Source organism: Streptomyces sp. NPDC093252 (assembly GCF_040683675.1).
Classification (GTDB): domain Bacteria; phylum Actinomycetota; class Actinomycetes; order Streptomycetales; family Streptomycetaceae; genus Streptomyces.
In genome coordinates this window covers 742,063-756,993 of record NZ_JBFBEM010000001.1, presented here as the reverse complement: position 1 = coordinate 756,993, position 14,931 = coordinate 742,063, and the positions used below count along the sequence as shown (strand labels likewise).

13 protein-coding genes are annotated in these 14,931 nt (G+C 73.9%); 6 read left to right on the top strand and 7 right to left on the bottom strand.

Annotated elements, in window-relative coordinates:
- Positions 1–1,356: a hypothetical protein gene (locus AB0O01_RS02980; RefSeq protein WP_365310359.1), complete on the bottom strand. Its 1,356-nt coding sequence runs from the start codon at positions 1,354–1,356 to the stop codon at positions 1–3.
- A gap of 273 nt (positions 1,357–1,629) precedes the next feature.
- Between AB0O01_RS02980 and AB0O01_RS02975 the strand changes: the two genes are divergently transcribed.
- Both AB0O01_RS02975 and AB0O01_RS02970 read left to right on the top strand, forming a co-directional pair.
- Positions 1,630–2,226 carry a WHG domain-containing protein gene (locus AB0O01_RS02975; protein ID WP_365310493.1) on the top strand — a complete coding sequence of 199 codons (597 nt, stop codon included), beginning with the start codon at positions 1,630–1,632 and terminating at the stop codon, positions 2,224–2,226.
- Entirely contained in the window at positions 2,223–3,422 is a 1,200-nt protein-coding gene (locus AB0O01_RS02970; protein WP_365310357.1) for a GDSL-type esterase/lipase family protein, read from the top strand. The genes AB0O01_RS02975 and AB0O01_RS02970 overlap by 4 nt, the downstream gene beginning before the upstream one ends.
- A gap of 158 nt (positions 3,423–3,580) precedes the next feature.
- Here AB0O01_RS02970 and AB0O01_RS02965 read toward each other — a convergent pair whose 3' ends face one another.
- From AB0O01_RS02965 to AB0O01_RS02955, 3 genes are all read right to left on the bottom strand, one after another.
- Entirely contained in the window at positions 3,581–4,456 is an 876-nt protein-coding gene (locus AB0O01_RS02965; RefSeq protein ID WP_365310355.1) for a F510_1955 family glycosylhydrolase, read from the bottom strand.
- A gap of 183 nt (positions 4,457–4,639) precedes the next feature.
- Positions 4,640–5,326: a DUF3105 domain-containing protein gene (locus AB0O01_RS02960; RefSeq protein ID WP_365310353.1), complete on the bottom strand. Its 687-nt coding sequence runs from the start codon at positions 5,324–5,326 to the stop codon at positions 4,640–4,642.
- A 90-nt stretch (positions 5,327–5,416) separates the two neighbouring features.
- A complete protein-coding gene (locus AB0O01_RS02955; RefSeq protein ID WP_365310351.1) occupies positions 5,417–5,836 on the bottom strand; it encodes a hypothetical protein in 420 nt (139 codons plus the stop codon).
- 351 nt (positions 5,837–6,187) lie between these two features.
- On the opposite strand from AB0O01_RS02955, the gene AB0O01_RS02950 reads away from it, so the two are divergent.
- The gene (locus tag AB0O01_RS02950) at positions 6,188–6,721 is read left to right on the top strand and encodes a DUF2269 domain-containing protein (protein ID WP_365310349.1); all 534 of its coding nucleotides are present in this window, start codon (positions 6,188–6,190) and stop codon (positions 6,719–6,721) included.
- A gap of 46 nt (positions 6,722–6,767) precedes the next feature.
- Here AB0O01_RS02950 and AB0O01_RS02945 read toward each other — a convergent pair whose 3' ends face one another.
- The 3 genes from AB0O01_RS02945 to AB0O01_RS02935 all read right to left on the bottom strand — a co-directional run bounded on the left by AB0O01_RS02945 (position 6,768) and on the right by AB0O01_RS02935 (position 10,896).
- Complete coding sequence (locus tag AB0O01_RS02945) at positions 6,768–8,063, bottom strand: VWA-like domain-containing protein (protein WP_365310346.1); 1,296 nt, start codon at positions 8,061–8,063, stop codon at positions 6,768–6,770.
- A gap of 20 nt (positions 8,064–8,083) precedes the next feature.
- Entirely contained in the window at positions 8,084–9,319 is a 1,236-nt protein-coding gene (locus tag AB0O01_RS02940; RefSeq protein WP_365310343.1) for an AAA family ATPase, read from the bottom strand.
- Between the two features lie 80 nt (positions 9,320–9,399).
- Positions 9,400–10,896: a hypothetical protein gene (locus tag AB0O01_RS02935; RefSeq protein WP_365310341.1), complete on the bottom strand. Its 1,497-nt coding sequence runs from the start codon at positions 10,894–10,896 to the stop codon at positions 9,400–9,402.
- Between the two features lie 282 nt (positions 10,897–11,178).
- Here AB0O01_RS02935 and AB0O01_RS02930 point away from each other — a divergent pair, with 282 nt between their 5' ends.
- The 3 genes from AB0O01_RS02930 (at position 11,179) to AB0O01_RS02920 (ending at position 14,813) form a co-directional block, all read left to right on the top strand.
- Positions 11,179–11,622, top strand: coding sequence for a helix-turn-helix transcriptional regulator (locus AB0O01_RS02930; RefSeq protein WP_365310339.1), 444 nt, complete (start codon positions 11,179–11,181; stop codon positions 11,620–11,622).
- Between the two features lie 10 nt (positions 11,623–11,632).
- The gene (locus AB0O01_RS02925; RefSeq protein ID WP_365310337.1) at positions 11,633–12,049 is read left to right on the top strand and encodes a VOC family protein; all 417 of its coding nucleotides are present in this window, start codon (positions 11,633–11,635) and stop codon (positions 12,047–12,049) included.
- Positions 12,050–12,425: 376 nt separating this feature from the next.
- Positions 12,426–14,813, top strand: coding sequence for an excinuclease ABC subunit UvrA (locus AB0O01_RS02920; protein WP_365310335.1), 2,388 nt, complete (start codon positions 12,426–12,428; stop codon positions 14,811–14,813).
- Positions 14,814–14,931 lie beyond the last annotated feature (118 nt).

Sequence of the window (14,931 nt, the reverse complement as noted above, 5' to 3'; positions counted from 1 at the left end):
TCACTCCCGCAGCAGTCGCGCCACCGCCTCCATCGTGATCGCGTCGCTCTCGCAGCCGTTGGTGTACGCGATGCGCGCCCCGACCGTCCAGAACCGCGCGGTCTCCGGCATCAGCACCAGCGCGGGCATGATCGCTTCAAGGGCGTCCGCGTGGCGGCCGGAGCTGTCGTGGGCGATGGCGGTCAGGGCGTGCACCGGGGCCGCGTAGGGGAAGTGCTCGCGCAGCGGGAGCAGGCTGCTCAGGGCCTCGTCGTAGCGGTGTTGGGCCAGGAGGGGGCCGAGCGGTGCCAGGGCGGCGGTGAGGTCGGGGCGGCCGTCCTTCGGGTGGATGCTGTCGGCGCCGCTCCCGAAGTAGCTGCCGGGCAGTTCGGTGAGGACCTTGTCGGGGTGGAAGCGGGTGATCCAGGGGGTGACGGTCCGCCAGGTCAGCCCGGACCAGCGGGCGCGGACCGTCCCCCTCCGGGCCGGGTCGGGGTCGGTGATCGCGCGGTACACCTCCTCCGGCACCGCCGACCGCTCGGCGAACCCGCGTGCCTCCCCCTCCTCGCCCGCCGCCGCCCGCCCGGCCGTGGCGCCGACCAGGACACTGCGCAGGACCGTCGGCAGACCGATGCCGTCGCCGTGCGCGGTCACCCACGGCAGATCGCAGGCGATCTCCTCCAGCCGATGGCGGGCCGCGCGGACCCCGATGCCGGGTTCGCCCGCCCCGAGCAGCGCGCACAGGGTGACCAGCGCGGGTCCGGCGGCCTGCATCCGCCCGGCCCAGTCGTCGAGGTCGGCGCAGTCCCGCAGTGCCGCCACCTCGTGCCAGCCGCGCCGGATCAGGACATCCGGCCGTCCGGCGTCGCGGGTGAGGTCGTCCGCGAGGGTGTGGAGGGCGCTCATGCCCAGGTAGCCCGACTGGTTGAGGTCGAAGAGGCAGTCCACCGCCGCCGCGAGGCCGTGCTCCGCCGCGTGGGCGCGCAGCGCGGTCAGGGCCTGGACCGGCGGCTTGCCGGACTCGGCCTGGATGTGCCAGCTCACCAACAGGGACCGCATCGCCTCACTGGGCAGCGGCCCGTCCCGGTCGGCCCCGCAGTGGCCGACGGTGCCCGTCTCGGCATCGGTGACCCGGAGGTACGCCGTGTCCGCGTGCGACGAGAAGCGCAGTCCGAGGCTGTGCTCCAGCGCCTGGAGCACCTTCAGGACGACCGAGGCATGGAGGCCGATGAGGGGCTCCAGCGCCGCGGCACCGCCGGACCGGGGCACCCCGAGGCGGCCGTGGAGCTGGACCTCGCGGAACAGGTGCTCGGCGAGGTCGCGCACCAGCACGGACGGGACCTCGGTGGTGAACAGGCCCGGGGGCGGCGGGGTCATGGCTCGCCCACCCCGGGCTCGGTCGCGTATGCGGGGAGGGTGGTGAGAGAGATGACGAGTGACGGTCCGGCCATGGCGGCGACGCTAACCACAACGGGCGGGCGCCCCGGGCGACTTGGGGATGCCGTACCCCGTTCGGGGTATTCGGCGGGAGGGGGGAGGGGGGTGGGGTTTTTGTATTTGCCTAAAGGGGTTAGGCAGATGGAGGGTGGGTGGTCGGGTTTTGGCTTGTGGTGTGTGGATTTCGGGTTTTGTTGTTGGGGAGGAGGGGGCGTGGCGCGTGCGGGACTCACGGTGGAACGGCTGACCGAGGCCGGTGCGGAGCTGGCCGACGAGGTCGGCTTCGCCGAGGTCACCCTGTCCGCGCTGGCCAGGCGCTTCGACGTGAAGGTCGCCAGCCTCTACTCGCATGTCCGCAGCTCCCGGGACCTCAAGGTCAGGATCGCCCTGTACGCGCTGGAGGAGCTGGCCGACCGGGGCGCCGACGCCCTCGCGGGCCGGGCCGGCAAGGACGCCCTCGCCGCCTTCGCCGACGTCCACCGCGACTACGCCCGCGCCCACCCCGGCCGCTACGACGCCGCCCGGCTCCGGCTCGGCCCCGAGGACGCCGCCGCGAGCGCCGGGAGCCGGCACGCCCGGATGACCCGGGCCGTCCTGCGCGGCTACGACCTCACCGGCCCCGACCAGACCCACGCCGTCCGGCTGCTCGGCAGCGTCTTCCACGGCTACGTCAGCCTGGAACTCGCCGGTGGCTTCAGCCACAGCGCCCCCGACTCCCAGGAATCCTGGGAACGGATCATCGACGCCCTCGACGCCCTGCTGCGCACCTGGCCCGCCCCCACCCCCACCGAGCGAGGCACCCGCCCATGAACACCACCCCCACCAGCCCCACCGACCCCGCCCGGATCTCCACCCCCCTCACCGCCGACCTCGTGCGCGGTGCCCTCGAACTGGAGCGGACCCCGCGCGGCGGTCTGCTGCCGCACCGGCTGCCCGCCGCCGCCCGCGCCCAGTGCCCCGACGGCCAGCTCGCCCTGGCCGAGTCCCAGCCCTCCGGCGTACGGCTCGCCCTGCGCACCGCCGCCACCGCCCTCGAACTCGACACCCTCCCCACCAAACGCGCCTACGCCGGTGCCCCGCCCCGCCCCGACGGCCGGTACGACCTGGTCGTCGACGGCCGCCTCACCGCCCAGGCCACCGTCACCGGCGGCAACACCCTCACCCTCGACATGACCACCGGCGCCACCGAGCTGACCCCCGGCCCGCCCGGCACCGTCCGCTTCTCCGGCCTGCCCGCCGGACCCAAGGACATCGAGATCTGGCTGCCGTACAACGAGGTCACCGAGCTGCTCGCGCTGCGCTCCGACGCGCCCGTGGCACCCCTGCCGGACCGGGGCCGCCGGGTGTGGCTGCACCACGGCAGCTCGATCAGCCACGGCTCGGACGCCGCGAGCCCCACCACCACCTGGCCCGCCCTCGCCGCCGCCCTGGCCGGGGTGGACCTCGTCAATCTCGGGCTCAGCGGGAGCGCCCTCCTCGACCCCTTCACCGCCCGCGCCCTGCGGGACACCCCCGCCGATCTGCTCAGCGTCAAGATCGGTATCAATGTGGTCAATCTGGATCTGATGCGGCTGCGGGCGTTCATCCCGGCGGTGCACGGATTTCTCGACACCGTCCGCGAGGGCCACCCCACCGCGCCCCTGCTGGTGATCTCCCCCATTCTCTGCCCGCTTCACGAGACCACCCCCGGCCCCACCGCCCCCGACCTCGACGCCCTCGCCGCCGGTCGGGCCCGCTTCGTCGCCGCGGGCGACCCGGCCGAGGTCCCGCTCGGCAAGCTCACCCTGACCGTCGTCCGCGACGCCCTCGCCGGGATCGTCGCCCGGCGCGCCGCCCACGACCCCCACCTCCACCACCTGGACGGCCGGGCCCTCTACGGCCCCTCCGACACCGCCGAACTCCCGCTCCCCGACCGGCTCCACCCGGACGCCGCCACCCACCGTCTGATGGGCGAGCGCTTCGCCGCCCTCGCCTTCGCGGCCGACGGCCCGTTCCGGCCCGCCTGAGCCCGCGTCACCGGCAGCCGTCCACCGCCCGCAGCGCCGCCCCGGCCCGTCGCCCGCACCTCCGCCGCGCTGCCCGCCGGGGCCTCTCCCGGGAAGTCAGGACGCGTGGGGTGGCGGGAGGTTGTGCGGGCCGGGTGGCCGGGTGGCAGGTGGCCGGGTCAGTGGGCCGTGGTGCCGGAGATGGGGAGGCGGGCGGTGAAGGTCCGGCCGCCGTCGCGCGACTCGTAGACACCGTCCTGGGTGGCGGCCAGGATCCGTTCGGGGTCCACGGCGGTCAGTGCCTGCGGGGCGCCGCCGGGGACCGTGCCGGACGCGGTCCAGTTCGCGCCGCCGTCGGTGCTGCGGTGCAGGGCGCCGGACTGGTCGAGGCCGTACAGGACGGTGTCGTCGGGCCAGGAGAGGAAGCCCATGACCGGGGCGGAGCCCCCGGTGAAGGTGCGTCCGCCGTCGGTGCTGCGGGCGATCCCGGACTCCGTGGTGGCCAGGACGAGTTCCGGGTCGGCGGGGCTGACCGCGATGTCGAGGGCGGTGAGTTCGGCCCGGGTGTCCCAGGTGGTGCGGTCGACGCTGACCCGCAGGACACCGTTGGTGCTGTCGTAGCCGTACACGGTGTCGTGGGCGTATTCGAGGGCGTGGAAGTCGGTGGTGCCGGCGAGGGAGCGGGTGCGCCAGGTCTCGCCGGAGTCGGTGGACTCGATCAGGCCCCGGTTGGCGGGACCGTCGCCGTCCGGCGCCGGATGGCCGCTGCCCAGGAAGGTGCCGGGCCCGGCGACCGTGAAGCCCATGTAGTCGGCCTTGTCGCTGACCCGGCGGGCCTCGCCGCCCTCGTCGACGGCCACCACGCCCTCGTGCGTCGCCACGTACAGCAGCCCGTCGGCCGGGTCGATGCCCAGGCCGTGCACATGGCTGACGGTGACCTCGGCGGGGTCCGCGTCCGCGCCGGTGCCGGAGCCGGACGAGCAGGCGGTGAGGGTGACCGCGAGGGCGACCCCGGTGGCGGCAGCGGCGGCGAGGGAGCGGAGCGGGGTGCGCATGGGGGCGTTCTTTCGCTGGACGGCGGGCCGGACCCCGACATCGTATGTCCTAAGCTGATTAGGAGATGGGGTGGGGGGTGGGGGTATGCGCGAAAGGAGGGGCCGGGGTGGACGGGGCAGGCCCCGGCAGCCGGGCGCGGGGCCTGGCTGCCGGGGCCTGACGGGGTGCCTCCGGCGTCGGGATCAGGCGCCGATGCCGCCCGTGCAGGCGGCGCCCGGCTCCGGGGTCTGGGCGCCCTGGACGTACTTCTCCAGGAACTCGTCAATCCGCGGGTCCGACGCCTCCGTCACCCCGAGCTGAATGCCCCAGGCGGACAGCGTGATCGGCGACTCGGTGCCCTCGTACGGGCTGATCATGGTGTACGGGGTGTTCTGCACCGTCTCGGTCAGCGACTCCACGTCGGCGTCCGCCACATCGGCGTTGTACGTGATCCAGACCGCGCCGTGCTCCAGGGAGTGCACCGCGTTCTCGTCGGCGATGGCCTCGGTGTAGACGTCGCTGTTGCAGTTCTGCCAGACCGCGTTGTGGTCGCCGCCGACCGGCGGGGTCATCGCGTAGTCGACCTCGTTCTCCACATGGTTCTGGCTCAGGTCGTCCCAGGTCCGCTCGCCCTCGACCGGGGCGGCCTGCTCCTGCTCCTGCTGGTTGGCGGTGTCCAGCAGATACCAGCCACCCCCGATCAGGCTCAGCACGATCACCGTGGACACGGCGATGGTGATGATGCGTCCGCGCCGCTCGCGGGCCTTCTCGGCGCGGCGCTGCTCCTCTATTCGGGCGCGCCGCGACGCGGCCTTGGCCGCCTTGCTGCCGGGCTTGCCCTGGCCCGGGTTCCTGCCGTCGTTCGTGTTCTTGGATTTGGCCGAGGCCATGGTGAAGTCCTTTGTGTGCAGCGGAAGGTGACGGATGCCGGAGCGGGATCCGGTCGAACAGTCGGAACCGTGGAAGGACGGTGTCCGGTATCAGGTGCGCAGCACTTGCAGGACATGGAGATCGGGCGGGCGCGGCGGGGGCGCGTACCGGGTGGCGGGCGGGGCCGCCCCGGCCTCGCCGGGCGCCGGGCGCGCGGGCAGCCCCAGCGGCTGCGGCTGGGGGACCGGGCCCGTGGTCGGGGTGTCCGCCACCGGCGTTCCGTCACACTGCTGGTGCCCCGGGGAGAGACAGGCCAGGTCGAGCACCTGGCCGTTCGCCCCGAGCACGAAACCCTGCGGGCCCTGACCGCCGGTGACGGCGGTGAAGTCGGCGGACCGGATCTGGGCGGTACCGGCGTGCGGTCCCTTCGGGGCACTCGTGCTGGCGCACAGACAGGCCACGCCGAAGAGCGTGGCGAGGGCCACGAGCAGGCCCAGTACCACGGATCCGGATCGCCGCCGCGCGCTCATGGCCGGGCGGCCCCTCGGGGGCGGGAGTGACGGAAGGAACGGTTGACCACCCAGGCATCATAGGAGCAGGCGGGGGCTGGTGGTTACCCGCTGGGGGAACAACTGTGCTGTGGGTGGACGGATCGGGCGAAGCGGCGGCGCGGCGGCGGCGCGTGGTGGGCGACCGGGTCCGCCTCCGGGTTCGGGGCCGGGTCCGACTCCGGGTCGGCCTCCCGCGCCGCCGGTGTCCACGCCGCCTCCCGTGCCGCCGGGTCCGTCTCCTCCCGCGCCGCCGGGTACGCCGACGCCAGTACCGGCGCTTACTCCCGCTGTCGGATGCCCCGCGCCCCCGGCGGCGGGCACGGTGGGCCCGTGAAACTCAGCCGCCCCGCACGCCGGGCCTCCCTCGTCGTCCATGTCGTCGCCTCCGCGGGCTGGCTCGGGCTCTCGCTCGGGCTGCTCGCCCTCGGCGTCACCGCGGCCACCAGCGGGAACGCGGCGATGGTGGAGGCGTCCGTCCGGGCCATGAAGCTGTTCGCCGACCGGCTTCTGCTGCCCGTCGCGTTCCTCACCCTGTCCAGCGGACTGCTGCTGGCGCTCGGCACGCCCTGGGGTCTGGCCCGGCACCGCTGGGTCCTCACCAAGTTCTGGCTGACCCTCGCCACCCTCACGGCGACCGCGTTCGCGCTGCGTCCCGGTGTGGACGACGCGGTCGCCGCCGTGGCGGCCGGGCACGCCCTCCCCGACACCGGCGAGATCCTCATCGGGCCGGTCGTCTCCCTGTCCGCCTACCTCTTCATGACCGGCGTCTCGATCCTCAAGCCCTGGGGCCCGACCCGCAGGGGGCGCCGACTCCGGGCGGCGGCGGGGGGCCGCGCGGCGGGGCGGACGGGGCAGAAGGTGTGACGCCCCTCGGGAAGCAGCGGTGCCGCCCCCGTCGGCGGAAACCCCGCTACTCCGCCGAGGCGATCTCCACCACCCGCGCCCACTCCGGCGGCCCCGTCGGCACATAGTCCGGGTCGGACTCGTCCACGGGCCGCCGCCGGGGCCGGGGGAACAGACCGACGACCGTGCGGCACGGCGGGCGCACCTCGGGCCAGCGGGTCTGACCGTCGGTCAGCACCACCACCACCTCCGGTCGGGGCCGCGCCCGCAACGCCCTGCCGAACCCCGCCCGCAGATCGGTCCCCCCGCCGCCCACCAGCGCAATCCCCTCCGCCGCGCACATCGGGTGCACCGCCCGCGCCGCCGCGTCGCACGGCACCACACTCACCAGGTCCCGGCGGCCCCCCACCGCCCGGCAGATCTCCGCCACCTCGCGCAGCGCGCTGCCGAGTTCGCCGTCACTGACCGACCCGGAGGTGTCGATCACCACGGACACCCGGGGCGGCGTGCGCCGCAGACTCGGCAGCACCACCCCGGGCAGCCCGGCCGACCGCCGCGAGGGACGCCCGTAGGAGTAGTCGTGCCCGGCGCCGCCGCCGGAGGACGCCGACCGGATCGCCGCTCCCAGCAACTCCCGCCAGGGCTGTGGCGGCTGGAACGCCTCCTCGGCCCAGCGCCGCCAGGACTTCGGGGCGTGCCCGGGGCGGCCGGTGATGCCCTGCGCCACCCGGAACCGCACCGCGTCCCGCTCCTGGGCGCTCAGCCCGTGCGCCCCGTCCGGTCCGAGTTCCCAGTCCCGGACCCGGCCGTCGGCCCCGCTGCCGCAGTCCAGCCAGACGAAGTCCCGCGCCATCGGACCCAGTTGGAACAGCCGCAGATAGTCCTCCATCAGCAGATCCTCGGTGAGCGCCAGCGACCTCGGCAGGACGGCCCCCTCGGGAGCGGCCAGGCCGTCGCCGTAGATGTCGTCGTTGATCTCCAGATCCGCCGCGATGTTCATCCGCAGCCGCTCGCCGTCACCGGTCAGCCCCCGCTGCCGGGCACAGCGGTCACTGCGGCCGTGGTGGTCGCGCAGCAGATGGGCCACCTCGTGCACCCACACCCCGGCCAGCTCCTCCACCGGCGTCCGGTCCACGAACCGCGGGGACACATAGCAGCGCCAGTGGCGGTCGACGCCCATCGTCGGCACGTCCCAGGAGGGGACCACGTGCAGGGCGAAGAGCGCGGTGGCGAGATAGGGGCGGACACGGGCGGCGTGGAGCCGGGCGGTGTAGAGCTTGTCGAGATCGAGCGCGATCCCGGCGGCAGGGGGATCGGCAGCGGCTTCGGGATCGGGATCGGCGTCGGCTTCTTGGCGGTCCATGGGGTGTGGTGCGGCCCCCGTCATCGCCCCGCCGCCCCGGTCCGTGCCCGGACCTCGTCCGCGCGGCGGGACAGGGTGACCACGCCCGCCAGGCGGTCGATCTCCGGTGGCACGTCCCAGTCCTGCTCCCGCAGCGAGGCGAGCGTGGAGGCCGGTACGACCAGCAGGTCCGGGGCGCCGGTCTCCAGGGCGCGCAGCAGCAGCGCCCAGGCGGCGTCCCAGCGTTCGCGCGTCGGCCGGTTGCGCACGGCCTGGACGACGGCGTCCAGCGCGGCCTGCCGCAGATCGCCGCGTTCGGGCAGGTCGGCGCCGGCCGGGTCGGCGAGGAGGGTCTCGGGGTCGGGGAGGTCCATCCGGTCGACGGCGGCGAGCAGTTCCAGTCCGGGGCCGTCCCCGACCGTGCCCCGGACCAGCAGGGAGAGCACCTCGCGGGAGGAACCGGCGGCGGTGGCGAAGGCGATCAGCCGCACGGTCATGTCCCAGCTCCGCGGCGAGGGCCAGGCGCCGCCCCGGCGGGTCTCGGTGCCGGGCAGCCGGTGCACCAGCGCGGGCCGCGCGGCGAGCAGCCCGCACACCGCGCGCCGGGCGAAGCCGACGGCGTCGGAGAGCCGTTCGGGATCGAGCCGGGGCAGGGTCGCGCGGGGCCAGACACCGCCCAGGCCCCGGACGACGACCTCGTGGTCGTGGACCCAGGGCAGGTGCACGAACCGGTTGGCCAGCGGGGGGCTCAGTTCCCAGCCGTCGGCGGCCGAGGCGCGCGGGTTGGCGGCGGCCACGATCCGGATGCCGGGCGGCAGCCGCAGCGCGCCCACCCGCCGTTCCAGCACCAGGCGCAGCAGCGCGGCCTGCACGGCGGGCGGCGCGGTGGACAGCTCGTCCAGGAAGAGCAGCCCCCGGCCCTCCCGGACCAGCCGGACCGCCCAGTCCGGCGGGGCCATCGGCACCCCCTGCACCGCCGGGTCGTCCCCGACGACGGGCAGCCCGGAGAAGTCCGACGGCTCGTGCACACTCGCGATCACGCTGGTCAGGGGCAGCTCCAGGGAGGCGGCGAGCTGATGCAGGGCGGCGGTCTTCCCGATCCCCGGCTCCCCCCACAGCAGGACCGGCAGATCGGCGGCCACGGCCAGGGTGAGGGCCTCCAGTTGGAGATCGGGGCGGGGTTCGGTGGTGGTGGCGCCGAGCAGGGCCAGCAGGTCGCGGGCCACGTCGAGCCGGGCGACGGTGGAGGGCGGGGCGGAGGAGGACGAAGAGGACATGGGGCATCACCAAAGGGGTGTCGGGCCGGTGCGTGCACGCGGGCACACCGGGGGGAGACAGGGAGGGGGGTCGAGCCGATTCAGGGGAGTTGTGCCAGGCGCGGGCGGCTGCGGCGTTCGTCCCGGGCCGGGCGCCGGGGAGGTCCGGGCGGGCGCGACGCCTCCCGGGGGCCGGCGTCCCGGCCGGGCGGGCCGGGCTCCCGGGGACCGCCGAGGCCGGCGCGGAACAGTCCGTAGGTGATCCGCTGCCGTGCCGCCGACTCCAGCGCCTCGCGCAGCGCGCCGTCCCGCATCGAGGCCGCCGGGCCGAGCAGGTCCTCGACGACGGTCAGCGCCCCGTCGAGATCACCGTGGCGCAGCCGTTCCCGTACGTCGGGCAGGCATTCGGGGTCGCGATGGGCCCGGTCGATGACCTGGAGGCAGGGCAGCGGTGTGCCGGTCAGCGCGGCCAGCAACTCCTCGCGCCGGATCTCGTCCGGATCGTGGTCGAACGGTACGAGCACCCCGTCGACCAGCCCGATCCGGTGCGCAGCGCCCCGGCACTCCACGCGCCGGGGCCCGGCGTCCCGGCCGGGCATGCCGGTCGGGCCGGACATGCCGGGCATGCTGGTTGGGCCGGGCATGCGGGGCAGGCCGGTTGGGCCGGTTGGGCCGGACAGGCCGGTTGGGTCGGTCGGGGGCGCGCCGGTCGACGGAGGCGGCCCGGGGGCGAGGGCGGCGGCGACCAGCGGATGCAGCCGCCCGGCGTCGATCGCGCCCGTGCGCAGCAGCTCCACATCGGGCGGCACCCAGACCGCGGCGTCCGGCAGCATCGGGACGTGCACGCCGCCCCGCACCGCGCCGACGGGATCGACCCGGCCGCCGGTGTCCACCAGGAACCGGTGCCCGCCACCGGCCCGCACCAGCACCGCCTCGTCGTCCCGCCGCCCCAGGGCACGCAGCAGCAGCCGGGCCTCGTCGCCCCACCGCCCGACGGCCAGCCGGTGCGCGCCGGGTACGCCCCGCAGCACCTCGGCGTACCCGTCGCCGAGCACCCCCGGTGCCGACCGGGCGGCCAGCTCACCGGCTCTGCGGGCATCCCACAGATGCCGGTGCAGATCCAGCCGGAACCGGGGGTGCGGGCGGGGGTGGGGGTGGAGGCGGTGCGGGCCGGGGGTGCCGCCGGTGCCGGAGGAGTCCCACACCGTGAGGGTGATCCGCTGACCGGAGTCGGCCCAGGCGGGCACGGTACGCGCCACGAGATACAGCGGGGTGGGCGCGTAGCGCGCGAGGGCGACGGTCAGCCCGGGTCTGAGCACCCCGTCGGGCGCGATCCTCGGCAGGTGCCAGCGCAGCAGGTCTGGCGCCAGATGCCGCAGATCGTCCCGGAGGCGGGCCGCGAGGTCCCGCCCGTGCGAGCGGGCCAGGAAGCGGACGGAGAGATCGGCATCGACCCGGGCGGCGGCACACGCCCCCGCCCAGTCCCCGGCCAGCCGCCGGGCGGTCGCTGTCTCGATCATGGAAGGCGGCACGGCGAACTCACGCACGCGCGGCCAGAACGTGTTCCGGACATCCTCGTCCACGTGGTCGGTGAGCATCAGCACTCACCTGGCGTGGACGGGACCCCCAATCTGGAAAGGGAGAGAGTCTTCATCGCGGGGAGCCTAGCGTGTTGACCGGGGCACGGCGAGGGAGTTTTCTGCCGGGGGTTGCCGCCGTGCGGGCGCCCCGGGCGCGCCCGGGGTCGTGGTGCGGCCCGCCCGGGGTCGTGGTGCGGCCTGCCTGTGGTCACGGTGCGGCCCGCCTGTGGTCATGGTCCGGTCTTGGAGGGAAATGCGCAGGTCAGGGCCGATGTCAGTGCGCGGTCGTAGTATTTCGGCATGACCAGTCGACCCGCCCCCGACCAGTCCCTGCGGGACCTCGCTCGGCTGCGGTGCGTCAAGGACCGGATAGACCGGGAGTACGCGCAGCCGCTCGATGTGGAGGCCCTCGCGCGGGGCGCGCACCTGTCCGCGGGGCATCTGAGCCGCGCGTTCCGCCGGGCCTACGGCGAGTCGCCGTACAGCTACCTCATGACCCGCCGGATCGAGCGGGCCATGGCGCTGCTGCGCCGCGGCGACCTCAGTGTCACCGAGGTCTGCTTCGCCGTCGGCTGCTCCTCGCTCGGCACCTTCAGCACCCGCTTCACGGAGTTGGTCGGAGTGCCGCCCAGTGTCTACCGGCGGCAGACCGGGAGCGCCACCGAGGGCATCCCGTCCTGTGTCGCCAAGCAGGTCACCAGACCGGTCAGGAATCGAGAAGCGGCGGTCCCGGCCCGCGGTTAGCGTGAACGCCATGGACACCATCGACATCAGCATTCACGCCACTTTCCTCCCGCACGACGACCCGGAGGCGGCCATCGCCTTCTACCGGGACACCCTCGGTTTCGAGGTCCGCAACGACGTCGGATACGAGGGCATGCGGTGGATCACCGTGGGCCCCACCGGACAGCCCGAGATCAACATCGTGCTCTTCCCGCCGGGCGCCGACCCGGGCGTCACCGAGGACGAGAAGCGCACCATCACCGAGATGATGGCCAAGGGCACCTTCGCCAGCCTCGTCCTCGCCACCCACGACGTGGACAGCACCTTCGACCGGCTCCAGGCCGGCGCCGAGGTCGTCCAGGAGCCGACCGACCAGCCCTACGGCGTCCGCGACTGCGCGTTCCGCGACCCGGCGGGCAACATGATCCGCATCCAGCAGAAGCAGTGAGGGGAGCCGGGGGAACGGTCGGTGTCCCGTACCGGTGCCCTGTACGGGTGCCTGTACCGGCCCACCCGCGGGTACCTCGGGGCACGGCGCACGACCTGATGACCGGCTGCGGTTACCCTGGCCTACCGATCGGGGTGGGCCGGAACCGGACAGACGGCGCCGGAGGGGGACGGCGAAGGCGACGTCAGGCCGCGCGCCACCGATCGGACCGTACGGGACGGGGCCGTACGGCGGGGAGAGGCCGGGGCCGGGTGTGCCCGGCGACGACCGGTCAGGTCCGGTCGCTCCCGCGAACAACAGGACCATCCGCGACCGTGCCCGCGCCGCACCCGACCGCGCGGGCCGCTCGCGTCGACAGTGGGAGACACGACACACCATGGCCAAGACGACGGACTCGCAGTCGCCCGAGTCGCATGCCGCCGACAGCCACGACCTGATCCGGGTCCACGGCGCGCGGGAGAACAATCTGAAGGACGTCACGATCGAGATCCCCAAACGCCGGCTGACGGTGTTCACCGGGGTCTCCGGATCGGGCAAGAGCTCCCTGGTGTTCGACACCATCGCCGCCGAGTCGCAGCGGCTGATCAACGAGACCTACAGCGCCTTCGTCCAGGGCTTCATGCCCACCATGGCCCGGCCCGAGGTCGACGTCCTCGACGGTCTGACCACCGCGATCACCGTCGACCAGCAGCGTATGGGCGGTGACCCGCGCTCCACGGTCGGCACCGCCACCGACGCCAACGCGATGCTGCGCATCCTCTTCAGCCGCCTCGGCACCCCGCACATCGGCGGGCCCGGCGCCTTCGCCTTCAATGTGCCCTCGGTCCGCGCCAGCGGCGCCATCACCGTCGAGCGCGGCGGCAAGGCCAAGGCGGAGAAGGCCACCTACTCCCGCACGGGCGGCATGTGCCCGAACTGCGAGGGCCGCGGCAAGGTCTCCGACATCGACCTCACCCAGCTCTACGACGACTCCAAGTCGATCGCCGAGGGCGCCTTCACCATCCCCGGCTGGAAGTCGGACAACGTCTGGACGGTCGGCGTCTACGCCGAGTCCGGCTTCCTCGACCCCAACAAGCCGATCCGCGACTTCACCCCGCAGGAGATGCAGGACTTCCTGCACCGCGAGGCCACCAAGGTCAAGGTCAACGGGGTCAACCTCACCTACGAGGGCCTGATCCCCAAGATCCAGAAGTCCTTCCTGTCCAAGGACAAGGAAGCCATGCAGCCGCACATCCGGGCCTTCGTGGAGCGCGCGGTCACCTTCACCGACTGTCCCGAGTGCGGCGGCACCCGGCTCGCCGAGGCGGCCCGCTCCTCGAAGATCAAGGGCATCAACATCGCCGACGCCTGCGCGATGGAGATCCGCGACCTCGCCCGCTGGATCCGCGGCCTGGACGAGCCGTCGGTCGCCCCGCTGCTCGCCAAGCTCCAGCACACCCTGGACTCCTTCGAGGAGATCGGCCTCGGCTATCTCTCCCTGGAGCGGCCCTCCGGCACCCTCTCCGGCGGCGAGGCCCAGCGCGTCAAGATGATCCGCCACCTCGGCTCCTCCCTCACCGATGTCACCTATGTCTTCGACGAACCCACCGTCGGACTGCACCCGCACGACATCCAGCGGATGAACGACCTGCTGCTGCGCCTGCGCGACAAGGGCAACACCGTGCTGGTGGTGGAGCACAAGCCGGAGACCATCGCCATCGCCGACCATGTCGTGGACCTCGGCCCCGGCGCCGGTACCGGCGGCGGCACGGTCTGCTTCGAGGGCTCGGTCGACGGCCTGCGCGCCAGCGGCACCGTCACCGGCCGCCACCTCGACGACCGGGCCCGGCTCAAGGAGACCCTGCGCGCACCCAAGGGCACCCTGGAGATCCGCGGCGCGAAGGCCAACAACCTCCAGGGCGTCGATGTCGACCTCCCGCTCGGGGTGCTCTGCGTGGTCACCGGGGTCGCCGGATCCGGCAAGAGTTCGCTGATCCACGGATCGATCCCGGCGGGGGAGGGCGTGGTCTCCGTCGACCAGAGCGCCATCCGCGGCTCCCGGCGCAGCAACCCGGCCACCTACACCGGACTCCTGGAGCCCATCCGCAAGGCGTTCGCCAAGGCCAACGGCGTCAAGCCCGCCCTGTTCAGCGCCAACTCCGAGGGCGCCTGCCCGACCTGCAACGGCGCCGGGGTGATCTACACCGACCTGGCCATCATGCAGAGCGTCGCCTCCACCTGCGAGGACTGCGAGGGCAAGCGGTTCCAGGCGGCCGTGCTGGAGTACCACCTCGGCGGCCGGGACATCAGCGAGGTGCTGGGGATGCCGGTCGCCGAGGCCGAGCGGTTCTTCGCCGACGGCGAGGCCCGGACGCCCGCCGCGCACAAGATCCTGGAGCGGCTGGTCGATGTCGGCCTCGGCTATCTCACCCTCGGCCAGCCCCTCACCACCCTCTCCGGCGGTGAGCGGCAGCGGCTGAAGCTGGCCGTGCACATGGCGGAGAAGGGCGGCGTCTATGTCCTGGACGAGCCGACCACCGGTCTGCATCTCGCCGATGTCGACCATCTCCTCGGGCTGATGGACCGGCTGGTGGAGTCCGGGAAGTCCGTCATCGTCATCGAGCACCACCAGGCGGTCATGGCCCACGCCGACTGGATCATCGACCTCGGCCCCGGCGCCGGACACGACGGCGGGAGGATCGTCTTCGAGGGCACCCCGGCCGAACTGATCACCCGCCGCGACACCCTCACCGGGGAGCACCTGGCGCAGTACGTCGGCGGCTGACCGGGCGGGGGAGGGGCAGACCCGGGGCGGGGGAGGGGCAGACCCGTCGGGGGAGAGGGGTAGACCCATCGGGAGAGGGGCAGACCACCTCTCATCCACTGGTCCGCCCCTCCCCCCT

What these genes read in the sequence shown, in the direction of transcription:
- AB0O01_RS02920 (WP_365310335.1), top strand. Translation starts at nt 12,426, where the DNA reads ATGGCCAAGACGACGGACTCGCAGTCGCCCGAGTCGCATGCCGCCGAC.
- AB0O01_RS02960 (WP_365310353.1), bottom strand. Translation starts at nt 5,326, where the DNA reads ATGGCCTCGGCCAAATCCAAGAACACGAACGACGGCAGGAACCCGGGC.
- AB0O01_RS02930 (WP_365310339.1), top strand. Translation starts at nt 11,179, where the DNA reads ATGACCAGTCGACCCGCCCCCGACCAGTCCCTGCGGGACCTCGCTCGG.
- AB0O01_RS02940 (WP_365310343.1), bottom strand. Translation starts at nt 9,319, where the DNA reads ATGTCCTCTTCGTCCTCCTCCGCCCCGCCCTCCACCGTCGCCCGGCTC.
- AB0O01_RS02980 (WP_365310359.1), bottom strand. Translation starts at nt 1,356, where the DNA reads ATGACCCCGCCGCCCCCGGGCCTGTTCACCACCGAGGTCCCGTCCGTG.
- AB0O01_RS02935 (WP_365310341.1), bottom strand. Translation starts at nt 10,896, where the DNA reads ATGCTCACCGACCACGTGGACGAGGATGTCCGGAACACGTTCTGGCCG.
- AB0O01_RS02970 (WP_365310357.1), top strand. Translation starts at nt 2,223, where the DNA reads ATGAACACCACCCCCACCAGCCCCACCGACCCCGCCCGGATCTCCACC.
- AB0O01_RS02965 (WP_365310355.1), bottom strand. Translation starts at nt 4,456, where the DNA reads ATGCGCACCCCGCTCCGCTCCCTCGCCGCCGCTGCCGCCACCGGGGTC.
- AB0O01_RS02925 (WP_365310337.1), top strand. Translation starts at nt 11,633, where the DNA reads ATGGACACCATCGACATCAGCATTCACGCCACTTTCCTCCCGCACGAC.
- AB0O01_RS02945 (WP_365310346.1), bottom strand. Translation starts at nt 8,063, where the DNA reads ATGGACCGCCAAGAAGCCGACGCCGATCCCGATCCCGAAGCCGCTGCC.
- AB0O01_RS02955 (WP_365310351.1), bottom strand. Translation starts at nt 5,836, where the DNA reads ATGAGCGCGCGGCGGCGATCCGGATCCGTGGTACTGGGCCTGCTCGTG.